The sequence below is a fragment of the Aquimarina sp. KJ22-3 genome (assembly GCF_055808215.1).
The window spans coordinates 3,186,607-3,210,623 of the sequence record NZ_CM147859.1 but is presented as its reverse complement, the minus strand read 5'-3'; the positions used below and the strand labels follow the sequence as shown (position 1 = coordinate 3,210,623).

Annotated in this window: 21 protein-coding genes and 1 pseudogene; 8 read left to right on the top strand and 14 right to left on the bottom strand. The window is 36.2% G+C overall.

Annotation, left to right across the window (positions count from 1 at the left end; all coding sequences use genetic code 11):
- Complete coding sequence (leuC, locus tag AC0L3Q_RS14875) at window positions 1-1,383, bottom strand: 3-isopropylmalate dehydratase large subunit (protein ID WP_473280505.1); 1,383 nt, start codon at window positions 1,381-1,383, stop codon at window positions 1-3.
- Between the two features lie 10 nt (window positions 1,384-1,393).
- The gene (locus tag AC0L3Q_RS14870; protein ID WP_473280502.1) at window positions 1,394-2,566 is read right to left on the bottom strand and encodes a 2-isopropylmalate synthase; all 1,173 of its coding nucleotides are present in this window, start codon (window positions 2,564-2,566) and stop codon (window positions 1,394-1,396) included.
- A 209-nt stretch (window positions 2,567-2,775) separates the two neighbouring features.
- Between AC0L3Q_RS14870 and AC0L3Q_RS14865 the strand changes: the two genes are divergently transcribed.
- The 3 genes from AC0L3Q_RS14865 (at window position 2,776) to AC0L3Q_RS14855 (ending at window position 7,494) form a co-directional block, all read left to right on the top strand.
- Window positions 2,776-4,320: a hypothetical protein gene (locus AC0L3Q_RS14865; protein ID WP_473280499.1), complete on the top strand. Its 1,545-nt coding sequence runs from the start codon at window positions 2,776-2,778 to the stop codon at window positions 4,318-4,320.
- Window positions 4,321-4,437: 117 nt separating this feature from the next.
- The gene (locus tag AC0L3Q_RS14860; protein WP_473280496.1) at window positions 4,438-6,624 is read left to right on the top strand and encodes a choice-of-anchor L domain-containing protein; all 2,187 of its coding nucleotides are present in this window, start codon (window positions 4,438-4,440) and stop codon (window positions 6,622-6,624) included.
- 9 nt (window positions 6,625-6,633) lie between these two features.
- Window positions 6,634-7,494, top strand: coding sequence for a DMT family transporter (locus AC0L3Q_RS14855; RefSeq protein ID WP_473280493.1), 861 nt, complete (start codon window positions 6,634-6,636; stop codon window positions 7,492-7,494).
- A 12-nt stretch (window positions 7,495-7,506) separates the two neighbouring features.
- Here the strand turns inward: AC0L3Q_RS14855 and AC0L3Q_RS14850 are convergent, their stop codons facing one another.
- Genes AC0L3Q_RS14850 through panB form a run of 3 tightly spaced genes read right to left on the bottom strand, consistent with a single transcriptional unit; the run spans window position 7,507 to window position 9,712 of the window.
- Window positions 7,507-8,205 carry an RluA family pseudouridine synthase gene (locus tag AC0L3Q_RS14850; RefSeq protein WP_473280490.1) on the bottom strand — a complete coding sequence of 233 codons (699 nt, stop codon included), beginning with the start codon at window positions 8,203-8,205 and terminating at the stop codon, window positions 7,507-7,509.
- 20 nt (window positions 8,206-8,225) lie between these two features.
- Window positions 8,226-8,882 (bottom strand): hypothetical protein, encoded by a 657-nt coding sequence (locus AC0L3Q_RS14845; RefSeq protein WP_473280488.1) that lies wholly within the window; start codon window positions 8,880-8,882, stop codon window positions 8,226-8,228.
- Window positions 8,883-8,893: 11 nt separating this feature from the next.
- Window positions 8,894-9,712 (bottom strand): 3-methyl-2-oxobutanoate hydroxymethyltransferase, encoded by an 819-nt coding sequence (gene panB / locus AC0L3Q_RS14840; RefSeq protein WP_473280486.1) that lies wholly within the window; start codon window positions 9,710-9,712, stop codon window positions 8,894-8,896.
- Window positions 9,713-9,844: 132 nt separating this feature from the next.
- Here panB and AC0L3Q_RS14835 point away from each other — a divergent pair, with 132 nt between their 5' ends.
- A complete protein-coding gene (locus AC0L3Q_RS14835) occupies window positions 9,845-10,318 on the top strand; it encodes a nuclear transport factor 2 family protein (RefSeq protein ID WP_473280484.1) in 474 nt (157 codons plus the stop codon).
- Here the strand turns inward: AC0L3Q_RS14835 and AC0L3Q_RS14830 are convergent.
- From AC0L3Q_RS14830 to AC0L3Q_RS14820, 3 genes and pseudogenes are all read right to left on the bottom strand, one after another.
- Complete coding sequence (locus tag AC0L3Q_RS14830) at window positions 10,315-10,536, bottom strand: CPBP family glutamic-type intramembrane protease (protein ID WP_473280481.1); 222 nt, start codon at window positions 10,534-10,536, stop codon at window positions 10,315-10,317. The two genes, AC0L3Q_RS14835 and AC0L3Q_RS14830, sit on opposite strands and share 4 nt — an antisense overlap.
- Window positions 10,533-11,387: a hypothetical protein gene (locus AC0L3Q_RS14825; RefSeq protein WP_473280479.1), complete on the bottom strand. Its 855-nt coding sequence runs from the start codon at window positions 11,385-11,387 to the stop codon at window positions 10,533-10,535. The genes AC0L3Q_RS14830 and AC0L3Q_RS14825 overlap by 4 nt, the downstream gene beginning before the upstream one ends.
- A 213-nt stretch (window positions 11,388-11,600) precedes the next feature.
- Window positions 11,601-13,024 (bottom strand): annotated as a pseudogene (locus tag AC0L3Q_RS14820) (L-serine ammonia-lyase).
- A 227-nt stretch (window positions 13,025-13,251) separates the two neighbouring features.
- Here AC0L3Q_RS14820 and dnaK point away from each other — a divergent pair.
- A complete protein-coding gene (dnaK, locus tag AC0L3Q_RS14815) occupies window positions 13,252-15,165 on the top strand; it encodes a molecular chaperone DnaK (RefSeq protein ID WP_473280477.1) in 1,914 nt (637 codons plus the stop codon).
- A 172-nt stretch (window positions 15,166-15,337) separates the two neighbouring features.
- Entirely contained in the window at window positions 15,338-15,859 is a 522-nt protein-coding gene (locus AC0L3Q_RS14810; protein ID WP_073321900.1) for an outer membrane beta-barrel protein, read from the top strand.
- A gap of 48 nt (window positions 15,860-15,907) precedes the next feature.
- On the opposite strand, the gene AC0L3Q_RS14805 is transcribed toward AC0L3Q_RS14810, so the two are convergent.
- The 4 genes from AC0L3Q_RS14805 to AC0L3Q_RS14790 are packed head-to-tail and all read right to left on the bottom strand — an operon-like array spanning window position 15,908 to window position 19,522.
- Entirely contained in the window at window positions 15,908-16,582 is a 675-nt protein-coding gene (locus tag AC0L3Q_RS14805; RefSeq protein WP_473280475.1) for a DNA alkylation repair protein, read from the bottom strand.
- A gap of 34 nt (window positions 16,583-16,616) precedes the next feature.
- A complete protein-coding gene (locus AC0L3Q_RS14800; RefSeq protein WP_473280472.1) occupies window positions 16,617-17,183 on the bottom strand; it encodes a hypothetical protein in 567 nt (188 codons plus the stop codon).
- A 60-nt stretch (window positions 17,184-17,243) separates the two neighbouring features.
- Window positions 17,244-18,941 carry a gamma-glutamyltransferase gene (gene ggt / locus AC0L3Q_RS14795; RefSeq protein ID WP_473280470.1) on the bottom strand — a complete coding sequence of 566 codons (1,698 nt, stop codon included), beginning with the start codon at window positions 18,939-18,941 and terminating at the stop codon, window positions 17,244-17,246.
- Entirely contained in the window at window positions 18,938-19,522 is a 585-nt protein-coding gene (locus AC0L3Q_RS14790; protein WP_473280468.1) for an acyl carrier protein phosphodiesterase, read from the bottom strand. Before AC0L3Q_RS14790 ends, ggt begins: the two co-directional genes overlap by 4 nt.
- 121 nt (window positions 19,523-19,643) lie before the next feature.
- Between AC0L3Q_RS14790 and glmM the strand changes: the two genes are divergently transcribed.
- Window positions 19,644-21,032 carry a phosphoglucosamine mutase gene (gene glmM / locus AC0L3Q_RS14785; RefSeq protein WP_473280466.1) on the top strand — a complete coding sequence of 463 codons (1,389 nt, stop codon included), beginning with the start codon at window positions 19,644-19,646 and terminating at the stop codon, window positions 21,030-21,032.
- Window positions 21,033-21,087: 55 nt separating this feature from the next.
- On the opposite strand, the gene AC0L3Q_RS14780 is transcribed toward glmM, so the two are convergent.
- Complete coding sequence (locus tag AC0L3Q_RS14780) at window positions 21,088-21,987, bottom strand: lysophospholipid acyltransferase family protein (RefSeq protein ID WP_473280464.1); 900 nt, start codon at window positions 21,985-21,987, stop codon at window positions 21,088-21,090.
- 135 nt (window positions 21,988-22,122) lie between these two features.
- Here AC0L3Q_RS14780 and AC0L3Q_RS14775 point away from each other — a divergent pair, with 135 nt between their 5' ends.
- Complete coding sequence (locus AC0L3Q_RS14775; protein WP_473280462.1) at window positions 22,123-22,773, top strand: rhomboid family intramembrane serine protease; 651 nt, start codon at window positions 22,123-22,125, stop codon at window positions 22,771-22,773.
- Between the two features lie 64 nt (window positions 22,774-22,837).
- Here the strand turns inward: AC0L3Q_RS14775 and AC0L3Q_RS14770 are convergent, their stop codons facing one another.
- Window positions 22,838-23,974 (bottom strand): redoxin domain-containing protein, encoded by a 1,137-nt coding sequence (locus tag AC0L3Q_RS14770; protein ID WP_473280459.1) that lies wholly within the window; start codon window positions 23,972-23,974, stop codon window positions 22,838-22,840.
- Between the last annotated feature and the right edge of the window lie 43 nt (window positions 23,975-24,017).

Sequence of the window (24,017 nt, the reverse complement as noted above, 5' to 3'; positions counted from 1 at the left end):
TTAATTCAATTGTTTAGTAATATCAATAATCTTTCCTTCAATCGCGGTTGCTGCGGCTACCAGTGGACTAGCCAAAATAGTTCTGGCTCCTTGTCCTTGTCTTCCTTCAAAATTTCGGTTGGAAGTGGATACGCAGTATTCTCCTTCCGGAATTTTATCATCATTCATAGCCAAACAAGCCGAACATCCAGGTTGACGTAGTTTGAAACCAGCATCCTCAAAAATCTCATTCAGTCCTTCGTCTACAATTTGTTGTGCCACTTGTTGCGATCCAGGAACAAACCAGGCAGTTACATTATCTGCTTTTTGTTTTCCTTTGATATAACTGGCAGCTACTCTAAAATCTTCAATTCTACTGTTTGTGCAGCTTCCTATAAATACATAGTTCACTTTTTGATCCAATAGAGATTGTCCCTTTTCAAAATTCATATAATTTAATGATTTTTCGAAAGAAGCACTGTCTTGCACAGGGATAGTTTCTGATATTTTGATTCCCATTCCAGGATTGGTTCCGTAAGTCACCATAGGCTCAATATCTGCAGCATCAAAATGATATTCTTTATCAAATACAGCTCCTTCATCGGTAGGTAATGTTTTCCAATACGCTACTTTTTTATCAAACTCTTCTCCTTTTGGAGCAAATTCTTTTCCTTGGACATAATCAAATGTAGTTTGATCTGGTGCGATCATTCCACCACGAGCTCCCATTTCTATACTCATATTGCAAACGGTCATACGACCTTCCATAGACATTTCTTCGAAAACATTACCTGCATATTCACAAAAATATCCAGTACCTGCGTTGGTCCCTAATTTTGAAATGACATATAAAATCACATCTTTGGGAAGTACACCTGGTTTCAAAGTACCGTTTACATTTACTCGTAGGCTTTTTGGCTTTTGAAGTAATAAACACTGGCTAGCAAATACCTGAGCTACCTGACTAGTTCCTATACCAAAAGCAATGGTTCCAAAAGCACCATGTGTAGAGGTATGACTATCGCCACATACCATGGTCATACCGGGTTGGGTAATCCCAAGCTCAGGAGCCATAACATGTACGATACCATTGTACTTATGTCCTAAGCCATAAAGTGTAATATTGTTTTTCTCGCAGTTTTTAGAAAGTTGGGCCAATTGATTTCTGGATAACTCATCTTTGACTGGTAGATGTTGATCTACTGTTGGAGTATTGTGATCTGCAGTAGCTACAATCTGATCAGGTCTAAAAACTGGGATTTCACGTTGTTCCAGTTCTGAGAATGCCTGTGGACTGGTAACTTCATGAATAAGATGTTTATCGATATATAAGATTTGAGGTCCGTTCTCAATTTCTTTGACAACATGGGCGTCCCATACTTTGTCGAATAATGTTTTTTTCATCAATATTTTTTTATACAACTGCGGCTGCAGCAATATTCGAATTTTTCATGATCAAATGGATGTCATCATCCAATACTTCTTTTTTGTGGTCTGCAAAGTTTAAAAACTCTTTATATACATCATCCAGCTGAAGCTTCGTTAATTCGTATCCAACTTTTTTGGCTCGATACGCTAAAGCGGCTCTACCACTTCTGGCAGTGAGAACAATTGCTGATTCAGTGACTCCAACTTCAGCTGGATCTATAATTTCGTAAGTTTCTCTGTTTTTGATAACACCATCTTGATGAATACCAGAACTATGTGCAAAGGCATTGGCTCCAACAATAGCTTTGTTAGGTTGTACTACCATACCCATATGGTGAGATACCATCTGACTGCTTTCATACAACAGTTTTGTATTGATATCTGTATTCAACGATAAATAAGGGTGTTGTTTCATGATCATAACGACTTCTTCTAATGAAGTGTTCCCTGCACGCTCTCCAATACCATTAATGGTACATTCAATTTGTCTGGCTCCATTAATGGCTCCTGCAATCGAATTGGCAGTAGCTAACCCAAGGTCGTTATGACAATGGCATGAAATCACCACATTATCAATACCTTTTACATTTTCCTTAAGATATTTGATTTTGGCACCGTATTCTTCTGGCAAACAATAACCAGTAGTGTCTGGTATATTAAGAACGGTCGCACCAGCTTTGATCATAGCTTCACAAACTCGTGCTAAAAACTCATTATCGGTGCGACCAGCATCTTCTGCATAAAATTCTACATCTTCAACAAATGATTTGGCATATTTTACTGCCGCAACACCTCTTTCTATTACTTTATCTTGTGTAGAATTGAATTTGTATTTGATATGAGAATCAGAGGTTCCGATCCCCGTGTGAATTCTTGGTCTTACTGCATGTTTAAGGGCTTCGGCTGCAACTTTAATATCGTTTTCTACAGCTCGGGTAAGTCCGCATACTGTAGCGTTCTTGACTACTTTTGCAATCTCATTAACCGAAGTAAAGTCTCCAGGACTGGATACTGGAAATCCAGCTTCGATAATATCTACTCCGAGTAAATCTAGCTGTTCTGCAATGATAAGTTTTTGTTTTGTGTTTAACTTACATCCAGGGACCTGTTCTCCATCTCGAAGGGTAGTATCGAAAATTTGTACTTTGTTATTACTCATAAGAATTGCGCGAATTATAAATTATGTGCTTTGTTTTAAAAACAACATCATTTTAAAATATTCTTAAAAGATGTTTCTTTAATCTCTTACGAATTTATATTTTGGGAATTCAAAAGGGAAGTATTTGGATTGCAGTTTTACAATGGTAAAATGTTTTAATGAAAAGTTAACTTTCTTTTAATCAATTAATTACAATATATTTTCTTACAATGACTAATGATCAAAAAGATCCTTTGTTTGTTTTAATCAAGTCACTTTCCAAATCCGAAAAGCGACAGTTTAAAGTGTATGTAGGGCGTTTGGGAGTCAATACAGATTCAAAATTTTTAGCTTTATTTAATCATTTGGATAAAAGTGATATGCTCGACGAAGATTTGATCGTAAAGAAAGGAATTGTAAAAAAACAACAGCTTTCTAATCTCAAGGCTCATTTGTATAAGCAGATTTTAATTAGCCTTAGATTAAGTCCACTTCATCAAAATATACGATCTCAAATTAGAGAACAATTGGACTTTGCTTCCATACTATATCACAAAGGGTTGTATAAACAGAGTTTGAAAATTCTTGATAAAGCTAAAGCGCTTGCCAAAGAGAATGAGGAGCACAATATAGCTTATGAAATTGTAGAGCTGGAAAAGATTATAGAAACTCAATATATAACCCGAAGTATCAATAACCGAGCAGATGAGTTAACGGTAGAGGCAAAGATGTTGAGTATGAAAAATGTTTTGACCAGCCGATTGTCTAACCTTTCTCTCCAGTTGTATGGTTTGATGCTAAAAAGTGGCTATGTCCGCAATGATAAAGAGCACAATGTAATCACCAATTACTTTCATGGTAAATTGCCAAAGTACGAGTGGGGAATGTTAGGCTTTAGAGAAAAGCTGTGGTTGTATAAGGCACACCTTTGGTATAGTTTTATTGTTCAGGATTTTTTATCCTGTTATAAATACTCTAAGAAATGGGTGGATTTATTCTATGAGCATCCTAAGATGATTGGATTAAACCCGGTGTTTTTCTTACGTGGAAATCACTATTTATTAGAGTCATTATATCTAATCAAAGATAAAACACAATTAAAGTCGATGCTTACTGAGTTTGAAGAAGCAATAGCAAAAGACACTTTTCCTAGTGATGATAATATCGAAGTATTGTCATTCCAATTTATATACAACAATAAGCTGAATGTTCATTTCTTGGAAGGAACTTTTGAAGAAGGGGAGTACCTGGTCAAGGAAATTCTTCAAGGAGTCGAGAATTTTAAGAATAGGTTAGATGACCATCACATCATGGTGTTTTATTATAAAATTGGTTGTCTGTACTTTGGTATGGGGCAACATAAAAAATGTATTGAATACCTAGCCAAGATTATTAATAACAAATCCCTTAAAATGAGAGAGGACTTGATGTGCTTTTCCAGAGTACTGAGTCTTGTTGCTCATTACGAAGCAGGAATGGACTATCATTTAGAAAGTCAGCTAAAAGAAACGTATCGTTTCTTGATCAAAATGGATGACTTGCACGAGGTCCAAAAGGAAATGATTAAGTTTTTACGAAATTTAGGAGATATTTATCCGCATCAAATCAAAGATGAATTCAGGAAGCTTCATAAACGATTAAAGCAATACGAAAATCACCCATATGAAAAAAGAGCCTTCCTATACCTTGATATTTTGTCGTGGTTAGAAAGTAATATCGAAGGGAGACCTGTAGCTGATATTATCAAAGAGAAAGCAAAAGGTCTTGTCCGTTGACAGTATAGATATGTTAGTCAGTAATACGATATTAGTAAAGATTAAGTTATTTTAGCCGTATTAATAAATAAACTCTTCAAGTAAACTAATGAATCAAGATATTTGTAGCTACAGAATATGAAATACGGATATGTGTTGGTAAAAATATTACCTTTTCTTTTCATACTCTCTTTGGGTTCTGTAACAGCACAAATAAGGGTTGATGATAGTTCTTTTAGTGATCAACAACTTATTGAAGATGTTTTGATTGATAGTCCTTGTGCAAGAGTAGAAAATATAATATCATCTACAGGAACTTCAGTAGGAGTTAATGGAATTGGTTATTTTGAGGCCAATGGTTCAGGTTTTCAAATTGAAAGAGGTATTGTTTTGAGTACTGGTAACGCGGCAAGTGCAATGGGACCAAATGGGATAGAACCTTTAAGTGAAGGGGGAGAAACCTGGAGAGGAGATAATGATTTGGGTCGAATCACTAACACGAGTCCATTATTTAATGCGACCTATATTCAATTCGATTTTATCCCGAGTATCGATTTTATTACTTTCGATTTTCTATTTGCTTCGGAAGAATATGTAGGCATATTTCCTTGCATTTTTTCTGACGTTTTTGCCTTTATTCTTACAGACTCTTCAGGCAATTCTAGAAATTTAGCTGTAGTACCCGGAACAAATCCACCAACTGCAATTAAAGTTACAACAGTAAATGCTGGTGTGGACCTAAACAATGATGGAGATTTTGAGGATACGATAGAAGACCAGAATGAGTGTCCACCTAGAAATCAAGAATTTTTTGGTCGAGTAATTGCGCCGGGTACAGATGCGCCAATTGATTTTAATGGATATACGAAAGTATTAAAAGCTTCAGGGAGTGTGATTCCCAATGAACGATATACTATAAAAATGGTCATAGCCGATAATTTAGATCCAGGATTAGATTCTGCTGTTTTTTTGGCAGCAGGAAGCTTTAACATCGGCGGAGATCTAGGTGAGGATAGAACTATTGCCAATGGTAATCCGGGATGCGAGGGCACCCCTATAATACTTAATGCAACAGTTGGGAGTAGTTCAAGCTATTTTTGGTTTAAGGACGGAACTCCAGTCGGACCAGGAGACGGAACCACAATACTAGACGGAGGGGCGAGGCTTGAAGTGACTCAAGATGGATTTTATAGTGTGGATATTGATGTTTCTGGTCTTTGTTCATCTTCGGATTCCGTAGAAATTGAATTTGCTACTCCACCAGTGATTACTAGCTTACCCAATGATCTTGACTCTTGTGATCTGGATAATGATGGTATTTCTTCATTCGATTTGACTACGAATACAGCCTTGGTATTAGGAGGTCAAGATGCTACAATTTACGAAGTGTCGTATCACCTTACTCAAGAAGATGCAGAAAACTACACAGGGGTAAGTTCAACCAATACGATTACTAACCCGAGTGTCTTTATGAACACTTCGGCAATACAAACAATTTGGTTAAGGATTGCAGAATCGACACAAACATGCTATAAGGTAACCTCATTTACGATTGAAAGTATTCCTGTCGAACCTATAATTTTAGAAGAACGATATGTTAGGTGCCTGAATGCTGATGGAAGCCTTATAAATATATTTCCCCAAGATATAGAGGTAAACCTAGATACCGCTCAATACACTTTTCAGTGGTATATAGGGACTCAGGCAATAGCAGGTAACGAAATTATAGGTGAAACCAATGCTACTTTTTTTCCTGATGCCTCTGGCCAATATAGTGTAGAAGTTACTCATATAATTAATGGATGTTCTATTTCCAAAAGCATTAATTTTGAAGATTCATATCCACCCGAGGGAGTTAGGGCAGAGGCAATATCTGGAGCATTTTCTAATAATGTTACTGTCGAAGTTTTTGTAGAAGGAAATGGTAATTATGAATTCCAAATTGATGATAGTGACTGGCAAACGTCCTCTATTTTTAATGGTGTGACTATTGGAGAACATACAATTACGGTAAGGGATATCGAAAGATGTGGGGAAGAATCAACAATTATAAATGTAACATCCGGATATCCTGAATATTTTACTCCTAACGGAGATGGTTTTCATGATGTATGGAATATAGAAAGTACGCAAAATGTTACCATTAACCAGGTTTTGATTTTTGATAGGTTTGGGCGACTTTTAAAAACTCTTGGATCTCAAAGCAATTGGGATGGAACGTCTCAAGGGCGTCAGTTACCATCTAGTGAATACTGGTTTAAAGTATTATATACAGAACAAGGTGCCCTTAAAGAATTTAAATCTAGTTTTACATTATTAAGATAATTATAAAATTTGTCACAGAATAATCAACACTTCAAAAATATATTAGAGCTTAATCTTGCGATGCTTTTGATTAGTACTTCGGGAGCTTTGGGACGATATATAGAGATGCCTGTTCCGGTAATTATTGGTTTTAGAGCTATACTAGCAGGCATTTTGCTTTTTGTTTTTTGTAAATGGAAAGGAATCTCACTTAGTACTTCTAGCAAAGACCGTCCAACGATTATATTGAGCGGTATTTTGATGGGATTGCATTGGGTAACCTACTTCTATGCACTTAAACTCTCGAATGTAGCGGTAGGAATGTTGTCCATCTTTACTTATCCAGTGATCACGGCACTTTTGGAACCTGTTTTGTTAAAAACCAAATTTCAAAAAATACATCTTCTATTAGCGCTTTTGGTCTTGTTGGGAATTTATTTTTTAGTTCCCGATCTCAATTTTGAAAATTCATATACCAAAGCGGTATTTTTTGGGGTGTTATCCGCATTGTGCTATTCGTTGCGTAACCTGATTATGAAAACCAAAGTAGGGAGTTATAATGGATCTATGTTAATGTGGTACCAGTTGGTAGTGGTGAGTATTGCATTGTCTCCTTTCCTTTTCTTAATGGATAGTTCAGGAATCAAAGAACAATGGTTGCCTACCTTAACTTTGGCATTGTTAACCACAGCAATCGGACATACCCTGTTTTTGGGGAGTTTCAAACGGTTCTCGATCACTACAGCGAGTATCATCAGTAGTGTACAACCGGTGTATGGAATCATTATTGGTATGATTTTTTTAAAGGAAATTCCAGTATTATCCACTGTTATTGGGGGGCTTTTGATTTTAACCTCCGTGGTGATAGAAAGTGTTAGGACTTACAAGTAATAGTGTGGATGTTTACACAACACAATGATCCCAAATAGGATCTGAAGGGGGAGGAGCAAGAATGGTTAACGGTTCTTTTTTGACCGGATGTACGAAAGTAAGTTTTCTAGCATGCAAATGTATGCTGCCATCTTTATTACTTCTATCTGCTCCGTATTTTAAATCTCCTTTGATTACAGATCCGATAAAAGATAACTGAGATCTGATTTGGTGATGTCTTCCTGTATGCAAGAGTACTTCTAAAAGATAATAATTATCCAACGCTTTTAGTATTTGATATTCCAAAATAGCCTTTTTGCTATCAGGAACCTCTTTGATATGTGCATAGGATTTATTTTGCTTCGGATTGCGCTTTAGCCAATGTGTTAGCATTTCACCCTCCTTGGGTGGTTTGTTTTTTACCACTGCCCAATATGTCTTTTGCGCTTCTTTGTTAGCAAACAATTTATTTAATCTAGGAAGGGCCTTACTGGTTCTTGCAAAAACAACGATGCCACTAGTAGGTCTATCCAGACGATGTACCACTCCCAGGTACACATTACCAAGTTTGTTATATTTTTCGGCGATGTACTCTTTTACAACTTCACTTAATGGTTGGTCTCCTGTTTTATCTCCTTGTACGATGTCACCTGGCCGTTTATTGACGGCTATAATATGGTTGTCTTCATACAAGACCTGAAGGTTGTTCTTTGTAGAGATCGTTTTAGACAAAATTTTCTTTTGAAATGTAATTAATTTGACCTTATAATGGCTTCAAGCGTACTACTATTAATAGCATTTGGGGCACCTACTTTTATAATTTCAGTATCCTTATATACCAAACTGATTTGATCTTCGCTTTTGTTGATTTTTAAAGATTGGATCGTATCTTTTAGTTCTCCAGAGGGTAGATCAAACTTTCTTTTGAAAGTAAAATTTTTATTCTCTATTTGAAGCACGAATCCAAGATAATCAAATATCCGGTTGATACCATTGATAAGCATTTTGATCCCAATATATCCAAAAACAGAAAGTACAATTCCGTTGATAGGAGATGAGAAACTCAGTAAAAAAATAATACCGAAAACTCCTAACACCGATAATATGGTTCCTAATACAATCGCGATAACATCAATCAAAATAGCCCTTCCTGAGCGCGTTATGGTATAATTACTTTGATCAATAGATGTAACATCAAAGCCTAAGTTTTTAATATAAACTAGGCTTTGAATATTTTCTTTTTCTTCGGAAATGTTTTTTGATAAATTAGAAATAAAGGAATGGATTTCCTGATTTTTTCTGGATTGTGTTTCTTTTAAGAGCTGTTCTTTGGCAACATGAGATAAAGAATCTAATAGTTGAAGAACTTCAATTAATTCCGAGTCACTAAAACTTGAATACTGAGTCATCTTTTCGAATACTAGTATTGCTCATTTTCGTTAGGAAAATCCACTGATTTTACATCACTCACATATTGTTTGAATGCATTGGTCATCTCGGTATACATGTCCAAATAGCGACGTAAAAAACGAGGGTTAAACTCGTGAGTCATACCTAACATATCGTGAGTTACCAGTACCTGACCATCGACACCATTTCCGGCTCCAATCCCAATAACAGGAATACTGATGCTTTCTGCCACTTCTTTTGCCAGTTTTGCAGGAACTTTTTCAAGTACAATAGCAAAACAACCTATTCTTTCCAGCATAAGCGCATCTTCCTTTAATTTTTCAGCTTCTTCTTCTTCTTTGGCTCTTACCGTGTAAGTTCCAAATTTGTAAATCGATTGTGGGGTCAATCCAAGATGCCCCATTACAGGAATTCCGGCATTTAGTGTTCTCTTGATAGATTCTTTCACTTCTTTACCACCTTCCATTTTTACGGCATGAGCTCCGGATTCTTTCATAATTCTAATAGCAGATCGCAAAGCTTCTTTTGGATCACTTTGATAACTACCAAAAGGAATGTCGACAACAATTAATGCTCGGGTAATAGCTCTTATTACTGAAGAAGCGTGATAGATCATTTGATCCAATGTAATAGGAAGTGTCGTCTCATGACCTGCCATTACATTAGATGCAGAGTCTCCAACTAGAATCACATCTACACCAGCACCATCAACAATTTTGGCCATGGTATAATCATATGCGGTAAGCATAGATATTTTTTCGTGGTTAGATTTCATCTCAACAAGAGATTTTACGGTAACTCTCTTGTAATCTTTCTTTGCTGTGGACATAGTTATGTGTGTTTAGTGCTGCAAAAGTAATCATTTAGGGATATCGCGGCAAATGTCTTGTTAAGACTGCCTTAATCTTTTACCCAACTACGAATAAAAGCTTACATTTACGAGAATCAAAAAATGATCATTATGAATAAATTTACGGTTTGTATTATTACAGCTTTACTCATTAGTATTCAATCCTTTGCCCAAGATAAAAAAGCTAAAGATTACAAAGAGGAGGTAAAGTCCACCATCTTAGAGTTTTTTGATGGTTTCCATAAAGGTGATACCGCAAAAATGAAGAAAACCATAGATCCTCAAATGGTTTTAAAAACCGTAGTAAAGGATAAAGAAGGAAATATCAAGACTGCTCAAACCAATATCGATAAATTTTTGGGTGCTATTCAAAACCGACCAGCAGAACAAAAATGGGATGAACGTTTACTTTCTTTTACAATTAAAGCCGATGGTAGTATTGCTAATGTCTGGACACCTTATGAATTTTATCTAAATGATAATTTTAGTCATTGTGGAGTCAATGTCTTTCAACTATATCACGATGGTTCCTCGTGGCGCATTATGGCTATTGCCGATACCAGAAAGCGAGAGGGGTGTAACTAGATGATACTAATAAGAAAAGGGATTAGATTTCTTAGTGCATGTAAGCCAATAGACCATGTAATACCGTTTTTTATTTTAAATATTCCATAGATAGAGCCTGAAAAAATACGAGGTATAGTGAGTAAGAGGATGACCAAATTAATCTCTGAAAGTGTGCCATAGTTCAAAGCATGCGATACCCCAAATAAGAGGGAAGAGACAATAAGTAATGTGATCATGACACCCTTTTTTTAAGAAATTTGGCGGTTTGCAATAGGAATTTCTTTTCAAACAGTTTTGATTTTAATAACAAGAATATACCAATCATCAAAATTCCAATACCTGAATACGTATAATACCAGGTAAATTGTGAACCTAATGTGAGAACTAATATCAACCCAATAACTCCACATGGAAATAGTAACAGATCTGATTTGTTAGGTTTGATAAGTGTTCGAAATACAAGTTCTTCAAGAATAGGCATAACTAGTACAAGAGAGAAAAACAGTTCGATCGGATTTTTTTGAAAAGCATTTTGTTGTTGTTTGCTTTCGTATATCGTGAAATCAATACTTGCTACATTCTCATTCAGTATCTTTTGAAAAATCACCCAGGACATAGTAAAAACAAATAGTACAATGCTATAAAGAATAAGTTGTTTGACTTTAAGTCCAAGGGCTTTATTGGATGGATTTAACTCTTTTTGAGCGGATTTTCTAGTTGTTGTTCTTGTTTTTGTCTTTTTGGGAGTTGTCTTTTTAAGAACTACCTTTTTTGCAGTTGTCTTTTCGGGAATTGCCTTTTTTGCGGTTGTTTTTTTAGGATCAACCTTTTTAGCAGATGTTTTTTCAGAAACAGACTTTTTAAAAGTTGTTTTTTTAGGAGCTACCTTTTTAGTGGTTGCCTTTTCGGGAGCTACGTTTTTAGCGGTTGATTTCTCAAGAGTAGCCTTTTTAACTGCTGTTTTTTCAAGAGTTTCTTTTTTAGGATTTGTCCTTTTGGGAGTTACCTTTTTAGCAGTTGTTTTTTCAGGAGTTACTTTTTTAGGTTTGGTGTTTTTGGGGCTGGTTTTTGGGGCTGGTTTTTTCATATGTGTCAGCAATAGCTTAAACGTACTTTTACAATTGTGATCTCTTTTTTGGTTTGTATAATTTCTTCTAATTTAGGTCTTTAAAATTAGAATATCCAAAACCAGAGTAAGAAATACGTTAAAATAGTTTGGCTAAAACACTTGAAGACAAAAAACAACTAGTTATTTAATATATAAAAGATTATAGAATAAGAAAGCTGTGAACGAAATATATTAACAGTCACTCAAACTTACTTTGACCGCCAATCCTCCTTCACTAGTTTCTTTGTATTTGGTATGCATATCCTGAGCTGTTTCCCACATGGTTTCAATCACTTTATCCAAGGGTACTTTGGCATTCGCGGCATCGGTATCCAATGCCATTTCGCAGGCATTAATGGCTTTTACTGCACCCATTGCGTTTCTTTCGATGCACGGGACTTGTACTAATCCGGCGATTGGATCGCAGGTAAGTCCTAGATGATGCTCCATAGCAATTTCGCTAGCCATCAAGACTTGCTCGGGAGTACCTCCCATAAGTTCTGTTAGTGCACCAGCAGCCATTGCCGAAGAAACTCCGATTTCTGCCTGGCATCCTCCCATCGCTGCAGAGATGGTTGCTCCTTTTTGAATAAGCTCCCAATCTCACCTGCAACTAGCATAAATTGTTTTACATCATCAAAATTGGCATCGTGATTTTCGATCACCATATAGTACATCATCACTGCCGGAATTACTCCAGCACTTCCATTAGTGGGTGCGGTTACCACACGACCCAGAGAAGCGTTGACTTCGTTTACTGCCAAAGCAAAACAAGAAACCCATTTTAATATCTGACGAAATTTAACTTCGGTATCTCGAATAGCTTCAATCCATTCTTGAGGAGAGGTATACTTAGTATCCCCGATAAGCTTTTTATGAGTGTCAAAAGCTCTACGTCTGACATTAAGTCCTCCAGGGAGTGTGCCTTCAGTGTGACAACCGGTATACATCGATTCTAGCATTACATCCCACACTGCTTGTATTCTTTGATCGATTTCTTCCTCAGTTCGCAACGATCGCTCATTTTCTAATACAATCTCGGACACTTTTTTGCCCTTTTCATGACAATAACCCAAAAGATCGGTTGCTTTTTGAATAGGTAATGGGAAGCCCTGGAACTCTTCCATTTTCTTTTCTTTTCTTTTCCGTTCTTCCTTGATTACAAAGCCACCACCAATTGAATAAAAAGAAGAGGATATTTTTTGACCATCAGTAAGGTGGGCATGAAAAGTAATAGCATTGGGGTGAAATTCTTTAAACTCTTTATTGAACACGATTTGCGTTTCAGGATCGAATGTCACCCAAAGCTCGGTATTGAAATGAATTTTTTTCTCAGTATTAATGTTGTTGATAATGGATGATATCGAAGATACATCTATAGTCTGTGGATCGTATCCGCAAAGTCCAAGCATTACCGCAATATCGGTAGCATGACCTTTACCTGTAAGCGATAGAGATCCAAAAAGATCAACAGTGATGGCTGTCACATTTTCGAAATGGCCATCTTTTTTTAATTCTGCAATCCATCGACGACCAGCACGCCATGGGCCTAGGGTATGAGAACTAGAGGGGCCAACTCCTATTTTCAACATGTCGAAAATACTGATGCATTCCATAATTCGTAATTATTGAAATATTAACAGGGGTAAATATAGGTTTTTGATAAAGAAAATACTTGTTTTTTGAAGAATAGTTAATGCCGTTTTTCGAATCCTTAAAAAAACCTTTTGGCGGATCAATGTATAGGTTTAGTGACAACCTGTCATATAAATCGTAATGGCACAAAGATTGACCTTACAGGTTTGAATTATTACGAACAACAGTATAACAATTTAGTATAAAGATGAGTAAAATAATAGGAATAGACTTAGGGACAACCAACTCTTGTGTTTCTGTAATGGAAGGTAATGAGCCTGTAGTAATCCCTAATGCTGAAGGTAAAAGAACAACACCTTCTGTAATTGCTTTTGTAGAAGGAGGAGAAATTAAAGTAGGTGATCCTGCAAAACGTCAGGCAGTTACTAACCCAACAAAAACAATCTCTTCTATCAAAAGATTTATGGGTAATAAGTTCTCTGAGTCTTCTAAAGAAGCGCAAAGAGCGGCGTATAAAGTGGTTAAAGGTGATAACGATACTCCTAGAGTAGATATCGACGGACGTTTGTATACTCCACAAGAGTTATCGGCGATGACTCTTCAGAAAATGAAGAAAACTGCAGAGGATTACTTAGGACAAGATGTGTCTAGAGCGGTAATTACTGTACCAGCATATTTTAATGATGCGCAACGTCAGGCAACAAAAGAAGCAGGAGAGATTGCAGGTCTTAAAGTAGAAAGAATTATCAACGAGCCTACGGCTGCGGCATTGGCTTACGGTTTGGATAAAAAAGGTACTGATCAAAAAATCGTTGTATTCGATTTTGGTGGAGGTACACATGATGTTTCTATCCTTGAATTAGGTGATGGAGTATTCGAAGTACTTTCTACAGATGGAGATACACACTTAGGAGGAGACGATGTAGATCAAAAAATAATCGATTGGTTAGCTGAAGAGTTTAAAGGAGAAGAGAACATGGATCTTCGTGAAGACCCAATGGCACTTCAACGTTTAAAAGAAGCTGCAGAAAAAGCTAAGATTGAATTATCTTCTTCTTCGCAGACAGAAATCAACCTTCCATATATTACAGCAACAGCAAGTGGACCTAAACACTTGGTACGTTCGCTTACAAAATCAAAGTTTGATCAATTAATAGATGATTTAGTAAAGAGAACGATTGAGCCTTGTCGTACGGCACTTAAAAATGCAGATTTATCGACTAGTGATATCGACGAAATTATATTAGTAGGTGGATCTACACGTATTCCAGCAGTACAGGAAGCAGTAGAAAAATTCTTCGGAAAAGCGCCTAGTAAAGGAGTAAATCCAGATGAGGTAGTTGCTATTGGAGCGGCTATTCAGGGAGGAGTTTTAACTGGAGATGTTAAAGATGTATTATTACTAGACGTAACTCCATTATCTCTTGGTATTGAGACTATGGGTAACGTAATGACAAAGTTAATTGATGCCAATACAACTATCCCTACCAAGAAATCACAAGTGTTCTCTACGGCAGCAGACAATCAGCCGTCTGTAGAAATCCATGTGTTACAAGGTGAGCGTCCTATGGCAGCAGATAATAAAACTATCGGTCGTTTCCACCTAGATGGAATTCCACCATCACCTAGAGGTGTACCTCAGATTGAAGTTACTTTTGATATCGATGCCAATGGTATCATCAAAGTGTCTGCTACTGATAAAGCGACTAATAAATCTCAGGATATTCGTATTGAAGCTTCTTCAGGATTAACAGAAGAAGAAATCGAAAGAATGAAGAAGGAAGCAGAAGCAAATGCTGAAGCGGATAAAGAAGCTAAAGAAAAAGCAGATAAGCTTAACGAAGCTGATGGAATGATCTTCCAAACTGAAAAGCAATTGAGTGAATTTGGTGATAAATTATCTGATGATAAGAAAAAGCCAATCGAAGATGCTTTAGAAGAGTTGAAGAAAGCGTATGAGTCTAAAGATATCGCAGTAATCCAACCTGCTCTTGATACAATCAATGAAGCTTGGAAAGTAGCTAGCGAAGAAATGTACAAAGCACAAGCAGAAGCACAACAAGGGCAACCTGGTCCTGATGCTGGTGCAGGAGGAGATTCTTCTGGAGGTGGATCTGAAGGAAGTGATGTAGAAGATGTAGACTTCGAAGAAGTAAAGTAAGAATAGTTAGCCTATTCATATATTAAAAAAGAGAGCCGATTCCGGCTCTCTTTTTTTGTTTCATTAGGAATTCATTAACAAAAGAATATTCTTTTTTTAACAGCACTACCCAATACTCCAACATGTGATCTTTTTTACTTTTGATATTACTTAATCATATAAATTATCGAAAATGAAAAAAGTTTTTTTAGTATTGTTTTTAATGGGGGCATTAACAACAATGAATGCTCAAGAAGTTGTTTTTGGAGTAAAAGCCGGGGTTAACTTTTCTAAGTTTGGAAAGGATGCAGATGCAGACGGTAGAACAAGCTTATTTATAGGTGGTCTTGCCGATTTTACCATCAACGAACAATTTCATATCCAACCAGAGCTTTTGTATTCTTCAGAAGGTTCTGAGGATATCGAAGCGAATTTTATTAGAGTATTAGGGATTGGAAAGTATTACCCTGTTGAAGGTTTTAGTTTGGAAGCTGGTCCACAGTTTGGTATTCGCGTTTCTGCGGATAATGCAATTGAAGATACAACCAAATCGTTTGATTTTGGATTGTCTTTTGGAGCTGGTTATGAGCTAACAGATATCGGTTTGTTGTTCAACCTACGATATAATGCCGGTATTGCTAATCTTTCTGATGTAGATGGTTTTGATACCAACTTAGGAACATTTCAGTTAGGAGTAGGGTATAAGTTCTATTAATAGAAATATCCATATAAAATAAAAAAGCATGGTTTCGGCCGTGTTTTTTTATGCCTGTATTCTTCTTAGTGCTTCTTTTGTAGAAAGTGGTTTTAATACGGTTTTGGATACAAAATCCTGAACTGCCGTAGGATTCACTTTTGAATATTCTCGCAATGCCCAACCAATCGCCTTTTTGATAAAAAACTCATTCGAAGATTTATGGGCCTCGCACAAGGAAAATAGTAATGCTTTATCCGTTTGTTCTTTATACCCAAGTTGAAAAAGAATAGCACTTCGATTGAGCCACATATGTTCTGATCTGGAGAATGCTGGGATCACAGTAGTTATTTCATCAGGAAATTGAAGCAGATAATTCCCCAAAATATGTTTGGCGATAAAATCCACAGTATCCCACCAAGAATGTGTCGTAATTAGCTTCTCGATAAGTACGATATCTTCTTTTCGATATTTTTTCTTTAGCGTTTGATCGACGAGTTCTATGGCGCAAAGATGTAATTCTCTTTCTTCCATAGCATATAAATGGAGCACCAACTCTGAACAATTTTCTGGGGTTATCGATCCTTTAAAACCGATAAGCGTTTCTTTCAATATAGCCTTTCTTATAGGAGCTTTTACACCATAAAACGGAAAGCGGTTTTTCATATAGGCTTTCATGGCAATAGCATTATCTGGATCAGATTGCTCTTGTAGTTTAGATTGTAATGTGCACAAAAAATCCATGATAACAAGATACACATTCTATAGTATAGAAGAATCAAGTCAATATAGAAATTATGATAGTAAATTTAATCGGTTTGTATGCTCCATTTTTTTCCAAATTCAAAACTTTACCGGATAGCGCATGACCAGTTATCGTAATTATTGTACCCACTCCATAGGATAAGGCACCATATCCAAGGATTGCTGTATTTCCTACTAACAATGCTATGGTTCCTATACATACGGCACCAACTCCTCCAATCATTGCAGTATAACCAATGACAGTAATTATGGTAGGAATCGTTCTTTTTTCCTTCAGTAACTTAATCTTTTTGATGTCCTTAGCAGGTATTTGTATGGGAGTTTGTTCTTTGGATACGATTGTTAAATGCCCGTTCTCAAATTTTTTAAAGACACCTTTACTACTTTTACTATTGTTTGTCCAGAATTTGAAGGTGTTTCCTGTCAATAGTACTACTTCCTTGTCCGAACCATTCTTTTTAATGACTAAGCTATCCGAGTTGAAATTATATATAGGATTATATTCAGAATTTTTAGAAAAACCACGAACGTAAACACTGGATAGTAAAATGATATATACTATTGGAATAATCTTTTTCATAAATAAAAAGGAGATAGGTATACTTTTTATCTATAGATACTCCCAAAAGCAAAAGGTTGCTTAAAACCCTACTGCCGTGTCGTCACCTCTTTTATCGGCTCCGCCCTCCAAACTTCCATCGGGTAATGCCAGGATGCCATCAACCTTACCAATGATTCGAGATTCCTCTTCATTGATTTCATATCCTTTAGCATTTAAGTTTTTTAGTATAGCTGGATCAAAGGAATTAGGTTCAAAGACCACTACATCTGGTAACCATTGATGATGAAAACGAGGAGCATTAACTGCATCTTGCATGGTCATACCAAATTCTTTTACATTTAGAATAGTTTGCAATACCGAAGTAATAATAGTAGATCCTCCAGGAGTACCAACGGTCATCCAGAATTTTCCATCTTTCTCCACAATGGTAGGTGTCATAGAACTTAGCATTCTCTTTTCGGGAGCAATAGCATTAGCTTCAGCACCGATAAGTCCAAACATATTAGGGGCACCAGGTTTAGCACTAAAATCGTCCATCTCGTTATTGAGGAAGAAACCTAAATCATCCACATATAATTTAGAACCATAGGCCCCATTTAGAGTAGTAGTTACAGAAATTGCATTTCCAAAAGTGTCTACAATCGAGTAATGGGTGGTTTCGCTACTTTCATAACCAGGGATTGCTCCGTGACTTATGGCTGTCGATGAGGTCGCTCGATCAAAACTAAAATCACTCATTCTATTTTTTAGATATTCTGGACCTAAAAGAGTGTCAACCGGTATATCTACAAAATCTGGATCACCCAAATAGAAACTACGATCTGCATAGGCTCTTCGCTCAGCTTCGGTAATTACCTGTATTGCTTTTAGACTGTTATGGCCATAGTCTCCTAAATCATATGGAGCTATCATTTTCATGATTTGAGCCAGACATATACCACCACTAGAAGGAGGTGACATCGATATGATATCTAGATCTTTGTATTTAAATTGAATAGGATCTCGCCATTTGGCTTCATATTTATTTAGATCTTCAATGGTCATAATACCTCCGTAAGATTGTATAAAATCAACCAATTTCTGACCTGTTTCTCCATTATAAAATTCATCTCTACCATTCTCGATAATACGCTGTAGGGTATTTGCCAAAGCAGGATTCTTTAAGGTGTCGTTAGCATGATATCCTTTTAGAATAGGTATGGTATCTTTATTGGCCTTCAAGAATAGCTCTTTGTAATGTTGAAATCGTTTTTCTTGTTTTTCTGTCACTACAAATCCTTGATTAGCCAGTTCTACTACAGGAGTCAAAATATCCTTTATGGGCAGTGTCCCAAACTTTTGATGTACTTCAAAAATCCCTGCGATGGTACCAGGAACTCCAACAGCTAATGCTCCTAGCTGGCTTTTTTCGGGAATATGATCTCCATTCTCGTCAAGATACATGTCTTTTGTAGAAGTTAAAGGAGCTTTTTCTCTGTAATCCAAAGCACCAGTGTCTCCATTGGCCATGCGATACACCATAAAACCTCCACCTCCTAGATTTCCAGCATAAGGGTAGGATACAGCCAATGCCATTTCTGTAGCGACCATGGCATCAAAGGCATTACCTCCTCTTTGCATAATAGCGGTTCCGATTTTTGAAGCTTCTTCTCTTGCCGATACTACCATTGCTTTTTGAGTAATTACACCTCTTACAGGTGTTTTAACTATAGGTTTTGGTGTTTCTTTGCAAGAAAAGCACACTGTCAAAAGGCAAAAGGATAAGAGTAGTCTCATAAGGTTTTCATTTCGTTTTTGGTGAAAAGCTCTAATTCTTTAAAAAAAGCTTGAAATTCTTGATCAAAATCAGCATAATAGGCCTCGAGTTCAACGACTGCAAGGTTCATCTTAGAACGATTTTTTGTCCTGCGATTCATACCCGAAAGCACACTGCCAATGCCTGATATACTAGCATAACTTAATAACCAGTTATCACCAATCATATAGGGTAAGAAGTTTTGTACTTTCTTCGGTAGTATGTCATAGTTGTCTTGTAGTAGTTCGTAAAATTGAAGCGTGTATGTTTCCAAAGGAATTTCAGAATATTCCTCCCAACGTGCTGCTAGAAAATGATCATAAAAAATGTCAACAATAACAGGGCTATAACGTCCGTATTTTGGGTATAACCGTTGAGCACTCTGCTTCACAATAGGATGAGTATCGGTATAAGAATCGATTTTGCGATGTAAGATGATACCTTTGCTGATTTGCTTAGGATATTCTAAATATTTTTTGCCTTTGACGGAGTCAGCGATAAAATTACCAATTTTAAGTTCGGGGTCTTCTCCAGAAAGATAAATATGAGCTAAGAAATTCATTATCGAAATTTACAATTTTTTAGAAATGTAGTGTTGTTTTTTTGTAAACTTTAATAGTATAGTTGTAGTAATGTTTCTTAGGATGTACATTTGCCCTCAAATACAGAATTAATATAATATTATGACATTAATCAAATCAATTTCAGGAATACGTGGTACCATAGGAGGAGGAGTAGGTGATAATCTTACCCCAATCGATGCTGTAAAATTTGCTTCGGCATATGGGAGTTGGTTAAAAAAGGAAACCAACAAAGAGCACCCAATAGTGGTAGTAGGAAGAGATGCGCGTATTTCGGGATCGATGATTCAACAACTGGTAATGAATAGTTTGGTTGGGCTTGGGATTCATGTAGTTGATTTAGGGCTTTCAACCACTCCTACTGTTGAGGTTGCTGTACCTATCGAGAAGGCAGATGGAGGAATCATTTTGACAGCTAGTCATAATCCTAAACAATGGAATGCGTTAAAGCTTTTGAATGGGAAGGGAGAATTTTTAAATGCCGAAAATGGAAAGAAAATACTCGAGATTGCAGAAAACGATGACTATACATTTGCAGAGGTTGATGATCTTGGAAGCATTACGGTAAATGATACCTACATAGACAAACATATTGATGAGGTGTTAAACCTTTCTTTGGTGGATGCAGATAAAGTTAAAGCTTCTGGATTCAAAGTAGTAGTAGATGCAGTAAACTCTACAGGAGGGATTGCAGTGCCTAGGCTTTTAAGAAAAATGGGAGTAGATGTAATCGAATTGTACTGCGAACCCAATGGACATTTTCCGCATAATCCAGAACCTTTGAAAGAGCATTTAACCGATCTGTCTGCTTTGGTAGTAAAAGAAAAAGCTGATTTTGGATTGACCGTAGATCCAGACGTAGATCGTTTGGCTTTTATGAGTGAAGATGGAGAAATGTTTGGAGAAGAATATACACTGGTAGCTTGTGCAGACTTTGTATTAGGTAAAACACCGGGGAATACGGTTTCGAATTTATCTTCAAGTCGTGCTTTAAGAGATGTTACAGAACAACATAATGGTTCGTATGAAGCTAGTGCAGTAGGGGAAGTAAATGTGGTTGAGAAAATGAAAGCCAATAATGCCGTTATCGGAGGAGAAGGAAATGGTGGAATTATCTATCCAGAGCTACACTACGGAAGAGATTCTCTAGTAGGTATTGCCTTGTTTTTAACTCACTTGGCAGAAAAGAAATGCAGCGTTAGTGAATTGAAGAAAAGTTATCCGTCTTATTTTATGAGTAAAAATAAGATTCAGCTTACTCCAGACTTGGATGTAGATGGTATTTTGAAAGGATTTCATAAAAAACATGAAGCTGAAGAAGTGTCTACTGTAGATGGTGTAAAAGTTGATTTTGCTGACTGCTGGGTACATTTAAGAAAAAGTAATACAGAGCCAATCATTAGAATCTATACCGAAGCTAAAAGTCAGGACGAGGCTGATCAATTAGCCGAAGATACTATAAAGACATTAAAGGAAATTGCAGGAATCTAGAAAGATTCCCCCAAGTAAAAATAAAAAAAGCGAGATTTTCATCTCGCTTTTTTTGTTAATCTATAGTGGCTCCTTTTGGAGGTTTAGTATTTCTATGCTTCCAACGCTTATGGGTCCATAGATAGTATTGTGGTTGTTCTTTGATTTGCTCTTCGAGCATTTTGAGATAGGTTTTTACTACAAAATAGTCATCACACTTAGAGGCGTCCTCGGTAATGGGAACGAATTTGGCCTGATAATAACCTCTCTTTACTTTTTCTACTTTCAAAAACATTACCGGCATTTCTAATCTTTTGGCCAATACTTCTCCTCCCATAAATGCAGGTACTTTGATTCCCATAAAATCTGTCCAATATGTGGCATTGTATATTTTTGGTGATTGATCAGAAACCAAACCGTAGGCGCAAACTCTACCTTTTTCTATGTCTTTGGTGATCTCTTTCATAGCTCTACTACTGGTGATTAATTTCGCATCAAACCTGTTTCTCATTCGATGTACCAATCGATCAAAATATTTGTTTTTGATCTTTTTATACACTCCAGCAATTGGGAGGTTTAATGTAAAATAAGCTGCAATAGACCATTCGTAACTTGCATAGTGACCAAATAACACCATAATACTTCGTCCTCGTTTTTCAAACTCTTGAACGGTATTAGGATCTATAATTTTAAAGCGCTTTACCAATTCTTCTTCGGAAATAGATAAGGTTTTGATCATTTCAAGAAACATATCGCACATGTGCTTATAAAACTGTTTCTCAATTTTTTGAATTTCCTGATTTGTTTTTTCAGGAAAAACCAAAGTCAAATTCTCACGAACTGTCTTTCTTCTATAACGTACAACATAATATACCAAAAGATAAATAAATGTGGATAAGGTATAAAATAGCCTCCATGGTAACTTTGAAATTATCCATAAAAAAGGGTAGGCGATACTATAGACTACTAACTGCATAGAATTAATTCATAAAGCCCACAAAGATATGATTATTGCAATAAATTATCATAAACTTTTGTCAATTAGCATATGTGCGATCACTTTTAAAAAAGAGGGTAAAATATATGTATATTTGAACAAAATTCGAATTGAATGGGGCAACTAGATATTGTAGTAATAGTAATAATTGCTGTAAATGTATTAATGTCATTAAAAGGTTTTAATGACTTTTCTTTTTTCGAACGATACAAGTTTAATATTGGAGGGATACGTCGTGGAGAACAGATAAGAATGCTCACCTCGGGGTTTTTGCACGTGGATATGACGCATTTGTTTTTCAATATGTTCACGCTGTATTTCTTCGCTCCGGTTGTGGTTGGTTTTTTGGGGAATGTGAAGTTCTTGATCGTATATTTTGGAAGCCTTATTTTTGGTAATTTATTTTCTTTGTTTTTCCATAAAAACGAATATCACTATAGTGCCGTTGGGGCTAGTGGTGCAGTTTCTGGGATTATTTATGCGGGAATACTGTTTAGACCCGATATGAGTTTATACCTGATGTTTATCCCCATACCTATACCAGCCTATATTTTTGGTATCGGGTATTTGTTATATTCGATATTTGGAATGAAAAACAGAATCGGTAATATTGGGCATGACGCTCATTTTGGAGGAGCCGTTGGAGGATATGTCATCACTTTAATATTAGCTCCTTGGATATTATATGATAATACGTTGATGGTAGGACTTTTAGCAATTCCGATTATTATATTGTTTGTTTTACAGCGTTTAGGTAAAATTTGAAACATACATAAACAAAAAAACGATCTCATTTGAGATCGTTTTTTTGTTTATAATCTTTTTAGCACTATAGAGCTTTTTCTCCTAATAGTTCTGATATCTTTTGTTCTAAAGCAGGACCTCTTAAATTTTTAGCAATTACCTGTCCTTGTTCGTCTATAATAAACGTAGCAGGTATAGATCGCACTCCATATGCTCTTGCTATAGGATCTTGCCAGAATTTAAGGTTAGATACGTGGTTCCAATCCAGATTGTCATCAGCAATAGCCTTCGTCCATGATTCTTGTTTCTTATCCAAGGAAACTCCAATAATATTTAATCCTTTGTCATGATACTTATTATAAACACGAACTACATTAGGGTTCTCTAGTCTACAAGGCTTACACCAGGATGCCCAAAAATCGATAATGGTAATTTTACCCATAGACTCTTTTAGAGAAAGTGTTTTTCCTTCTGGATTCGGAGCAGAAAAATCATCTACCATAGTACCGATATCTATTCTTTTTTGCATGGATACAGCAACAGCATTATTAATAAGTCGATCTAAGTTTTTACCTAGTCGTGAAGTTTTTAACGTATCTGGTAAATTGGTGAATTTGGCTTTAGCATCTTTGGCAGATAGTGATTTAAGGTTCAATAAATCTGTAAGCGCCATTACACCAATTAGTGAGTTCGGATTATTGTCTGCAAAATCCTGACGGAACTGAATTTCTTTTTCTTTCAACTCTTCCTGTTTTGTGGCGAGTCTTAACGCTTTATCAGCTTCTTTCAGTTTTGAAGCTATTTGATATTGTGTATTGAGATTAACACGTTCTTCTCCAAACTTCTTAATATTGTTGATATATTTGAATAATAATTCATTCTCCGGACCTCCTTTGATGATAGAAGATCGTAAACTATCCTTATAAATAGTCATATGAAAAGGATGGTTCTCGGCAATATATAAAACATTACTTCTCAAATTTTGGAAAGTCAAATAGTTGAAGTCATTAGCTTCAGGAGCGGGTAAGTCGATTTTAAATTGTCCTTTTTGAATAGTTGCGGTATCGATCACAAGTGGTCTTCCGGATTGACTAATAGAATTGATGTACACCTCGGTGCCATCTTCAAAACCCTGTGTTTCAGCAGTTATTGAATATCCTTTTTCTTTAGTTTGACAAGCTACAAGTAGGAGTATAGCAGCAAATAGAGCGATTCTTTTCATTACGTGTTAATTTACAGGTGATAAAAATAAAGAATACTACCTA

What these genes read in the sequence shown, in the direction of transcription:
- leuC (WP_473280505.1), bottom strand. Translation starts at nt 1,383, where the DNA reads ATGAAAAAAACATTATTCGACAAAGTATGGGACGCCCATGTTGTCAAA.
- AC0L3Q_RS14870 (WP_473280502.1), bottom strand. Translation starts at nt 2,566, where the DNA reads ATGAGTAATAACAAAGTACAAATTTTCGATACTACCCTTCGAGATGGA.
- AC0L3Q_RS14865 (WP_473280499.1), top strand. Translation starts at nt 2,776, where the DNA reads ATGACTAATGATCAAAAAGATCCTTTGTTTGTTTTAATCAAGTCACTT.
- AC0L3Q_RS14860 (WP_473280496.1), top strand. Translation starts at nt 4,438, where the DNA reads ATGAAATACGGATATGTGTTGGTAAAAATATTACCTTTTCTTTTCATA.
- AC0L3Q_RS14845 (WP_473280488.1), bottom strand. Translation starts at nt 8,882, where the DNA reads ATGACTCAGTATTCAAGTTTTAGTGACTCGGAATTAATTGAAGTTCTT.
- panB (WP_473280486.1), bottom strand. Translation starts at nt 9,712, where the DNA reads ATGTCCACAGCAAAGAAAGATTACAAGAGAGTTACCGTAAAATCTCTT.
- AC0L3Q_RS14835 (WP_473280484.1), top strand. Translation starts at nt 9,845, where the DNA reads ATGAATAAATTTACGGTTTGTATTATTACAGCTTTACTCATTAGTATT.
- AC0L3Q_RS14830 (WP_473280481.1), bottom strand. Translation starts at nt 10,536, where the DNA reads ATGATCACATTACTTATTGTCTCTTCCCTCTTATTTGGGGTATCGCAT.
- AC0L3Q_RS14825 (WP_473280479.1), bottom strand. Translation starts at nt 11,387, where the DNA reads ATGAAAAAACCAGCCCCAAAAACCAGCCCCAAAAACACCAAACCTAAA.
- dnaK (WP_473280477.1), top strand. Translation starts at nt 13,252, where the DNA reads ATGAGTAAAATAATAGGAATAGACTTAGGGACAACCAACTCTTGTGTT.
- AC0L3Q_RS14810 (WP_073321900.1), top strand. Translation starts at nt 15,338, where the DNA reads ATGAAAAAAGTTTTTTTAGTATTGTTTTTAATGGGGGCATTAACAACA.
- AC0L3Q_RS14805 (WP_473280475.1), bottom strand. Translation starts at nt 16,582, where the DNA reads ATGGATTTTTTGTGCACATTACAATCTAAACTACAAGAGCAATCTGAT.
- AC0L3Q_RS14800 (WP_473280472.1), bottom strand. Translation starts at nt 17,183, where the DNA reads ATGAAAAAGATTATTCCAATAGTATATATCATTTTACTATCCAGTGTT.
- ggt (WP_473280470.1), bottom strand. Translation starts at nt 18,941, where the DNA reads ATGAGACTACTCTTATCCTTTTGCCTTTTGACAGTGTGCTTTTCTTGC.
- AC0L3Q_RS14790 (WP_473280468.1), bottom strand. Translation starts at nt 19,522, where the DNA reads ATGAATTTCTTAGCTCATATTTATCTTTCTGGAGAAGACCCCGAACTT.
- glmM (WP_473280466.1), top strand. Translation starts at nt 19,644, where the DNA reads ATGACATTAATCAAATCAATTTCAGGAATACGTGGTACCATAGGAGGA.
- AC0L3Q_RS14780 (WP_473280464.1), bottom strand. Translation starts at nt 21,987, where the DNA reads ATGCAGTTAGTAGTCTATAGTATCGCCTACCCTTTTTTATGGATAATT.
- AC0L3Q_RS14775 (WP_473280462.1), top strand. Translation starts at nt 22,123, where the DNA reads ATGGGGCAACTAGATATTGTAGTAATAGTAATAATTGCTGTAAATGTA.
- AC0L3Q_RS14770 (WP_473280459.1), bottom strand. Translation starts at nt 23,974, where the DNA reads ATGAAAAGAATCGCTCTATTTGCTGCTATACTCCTACTTGTAGCTTGT.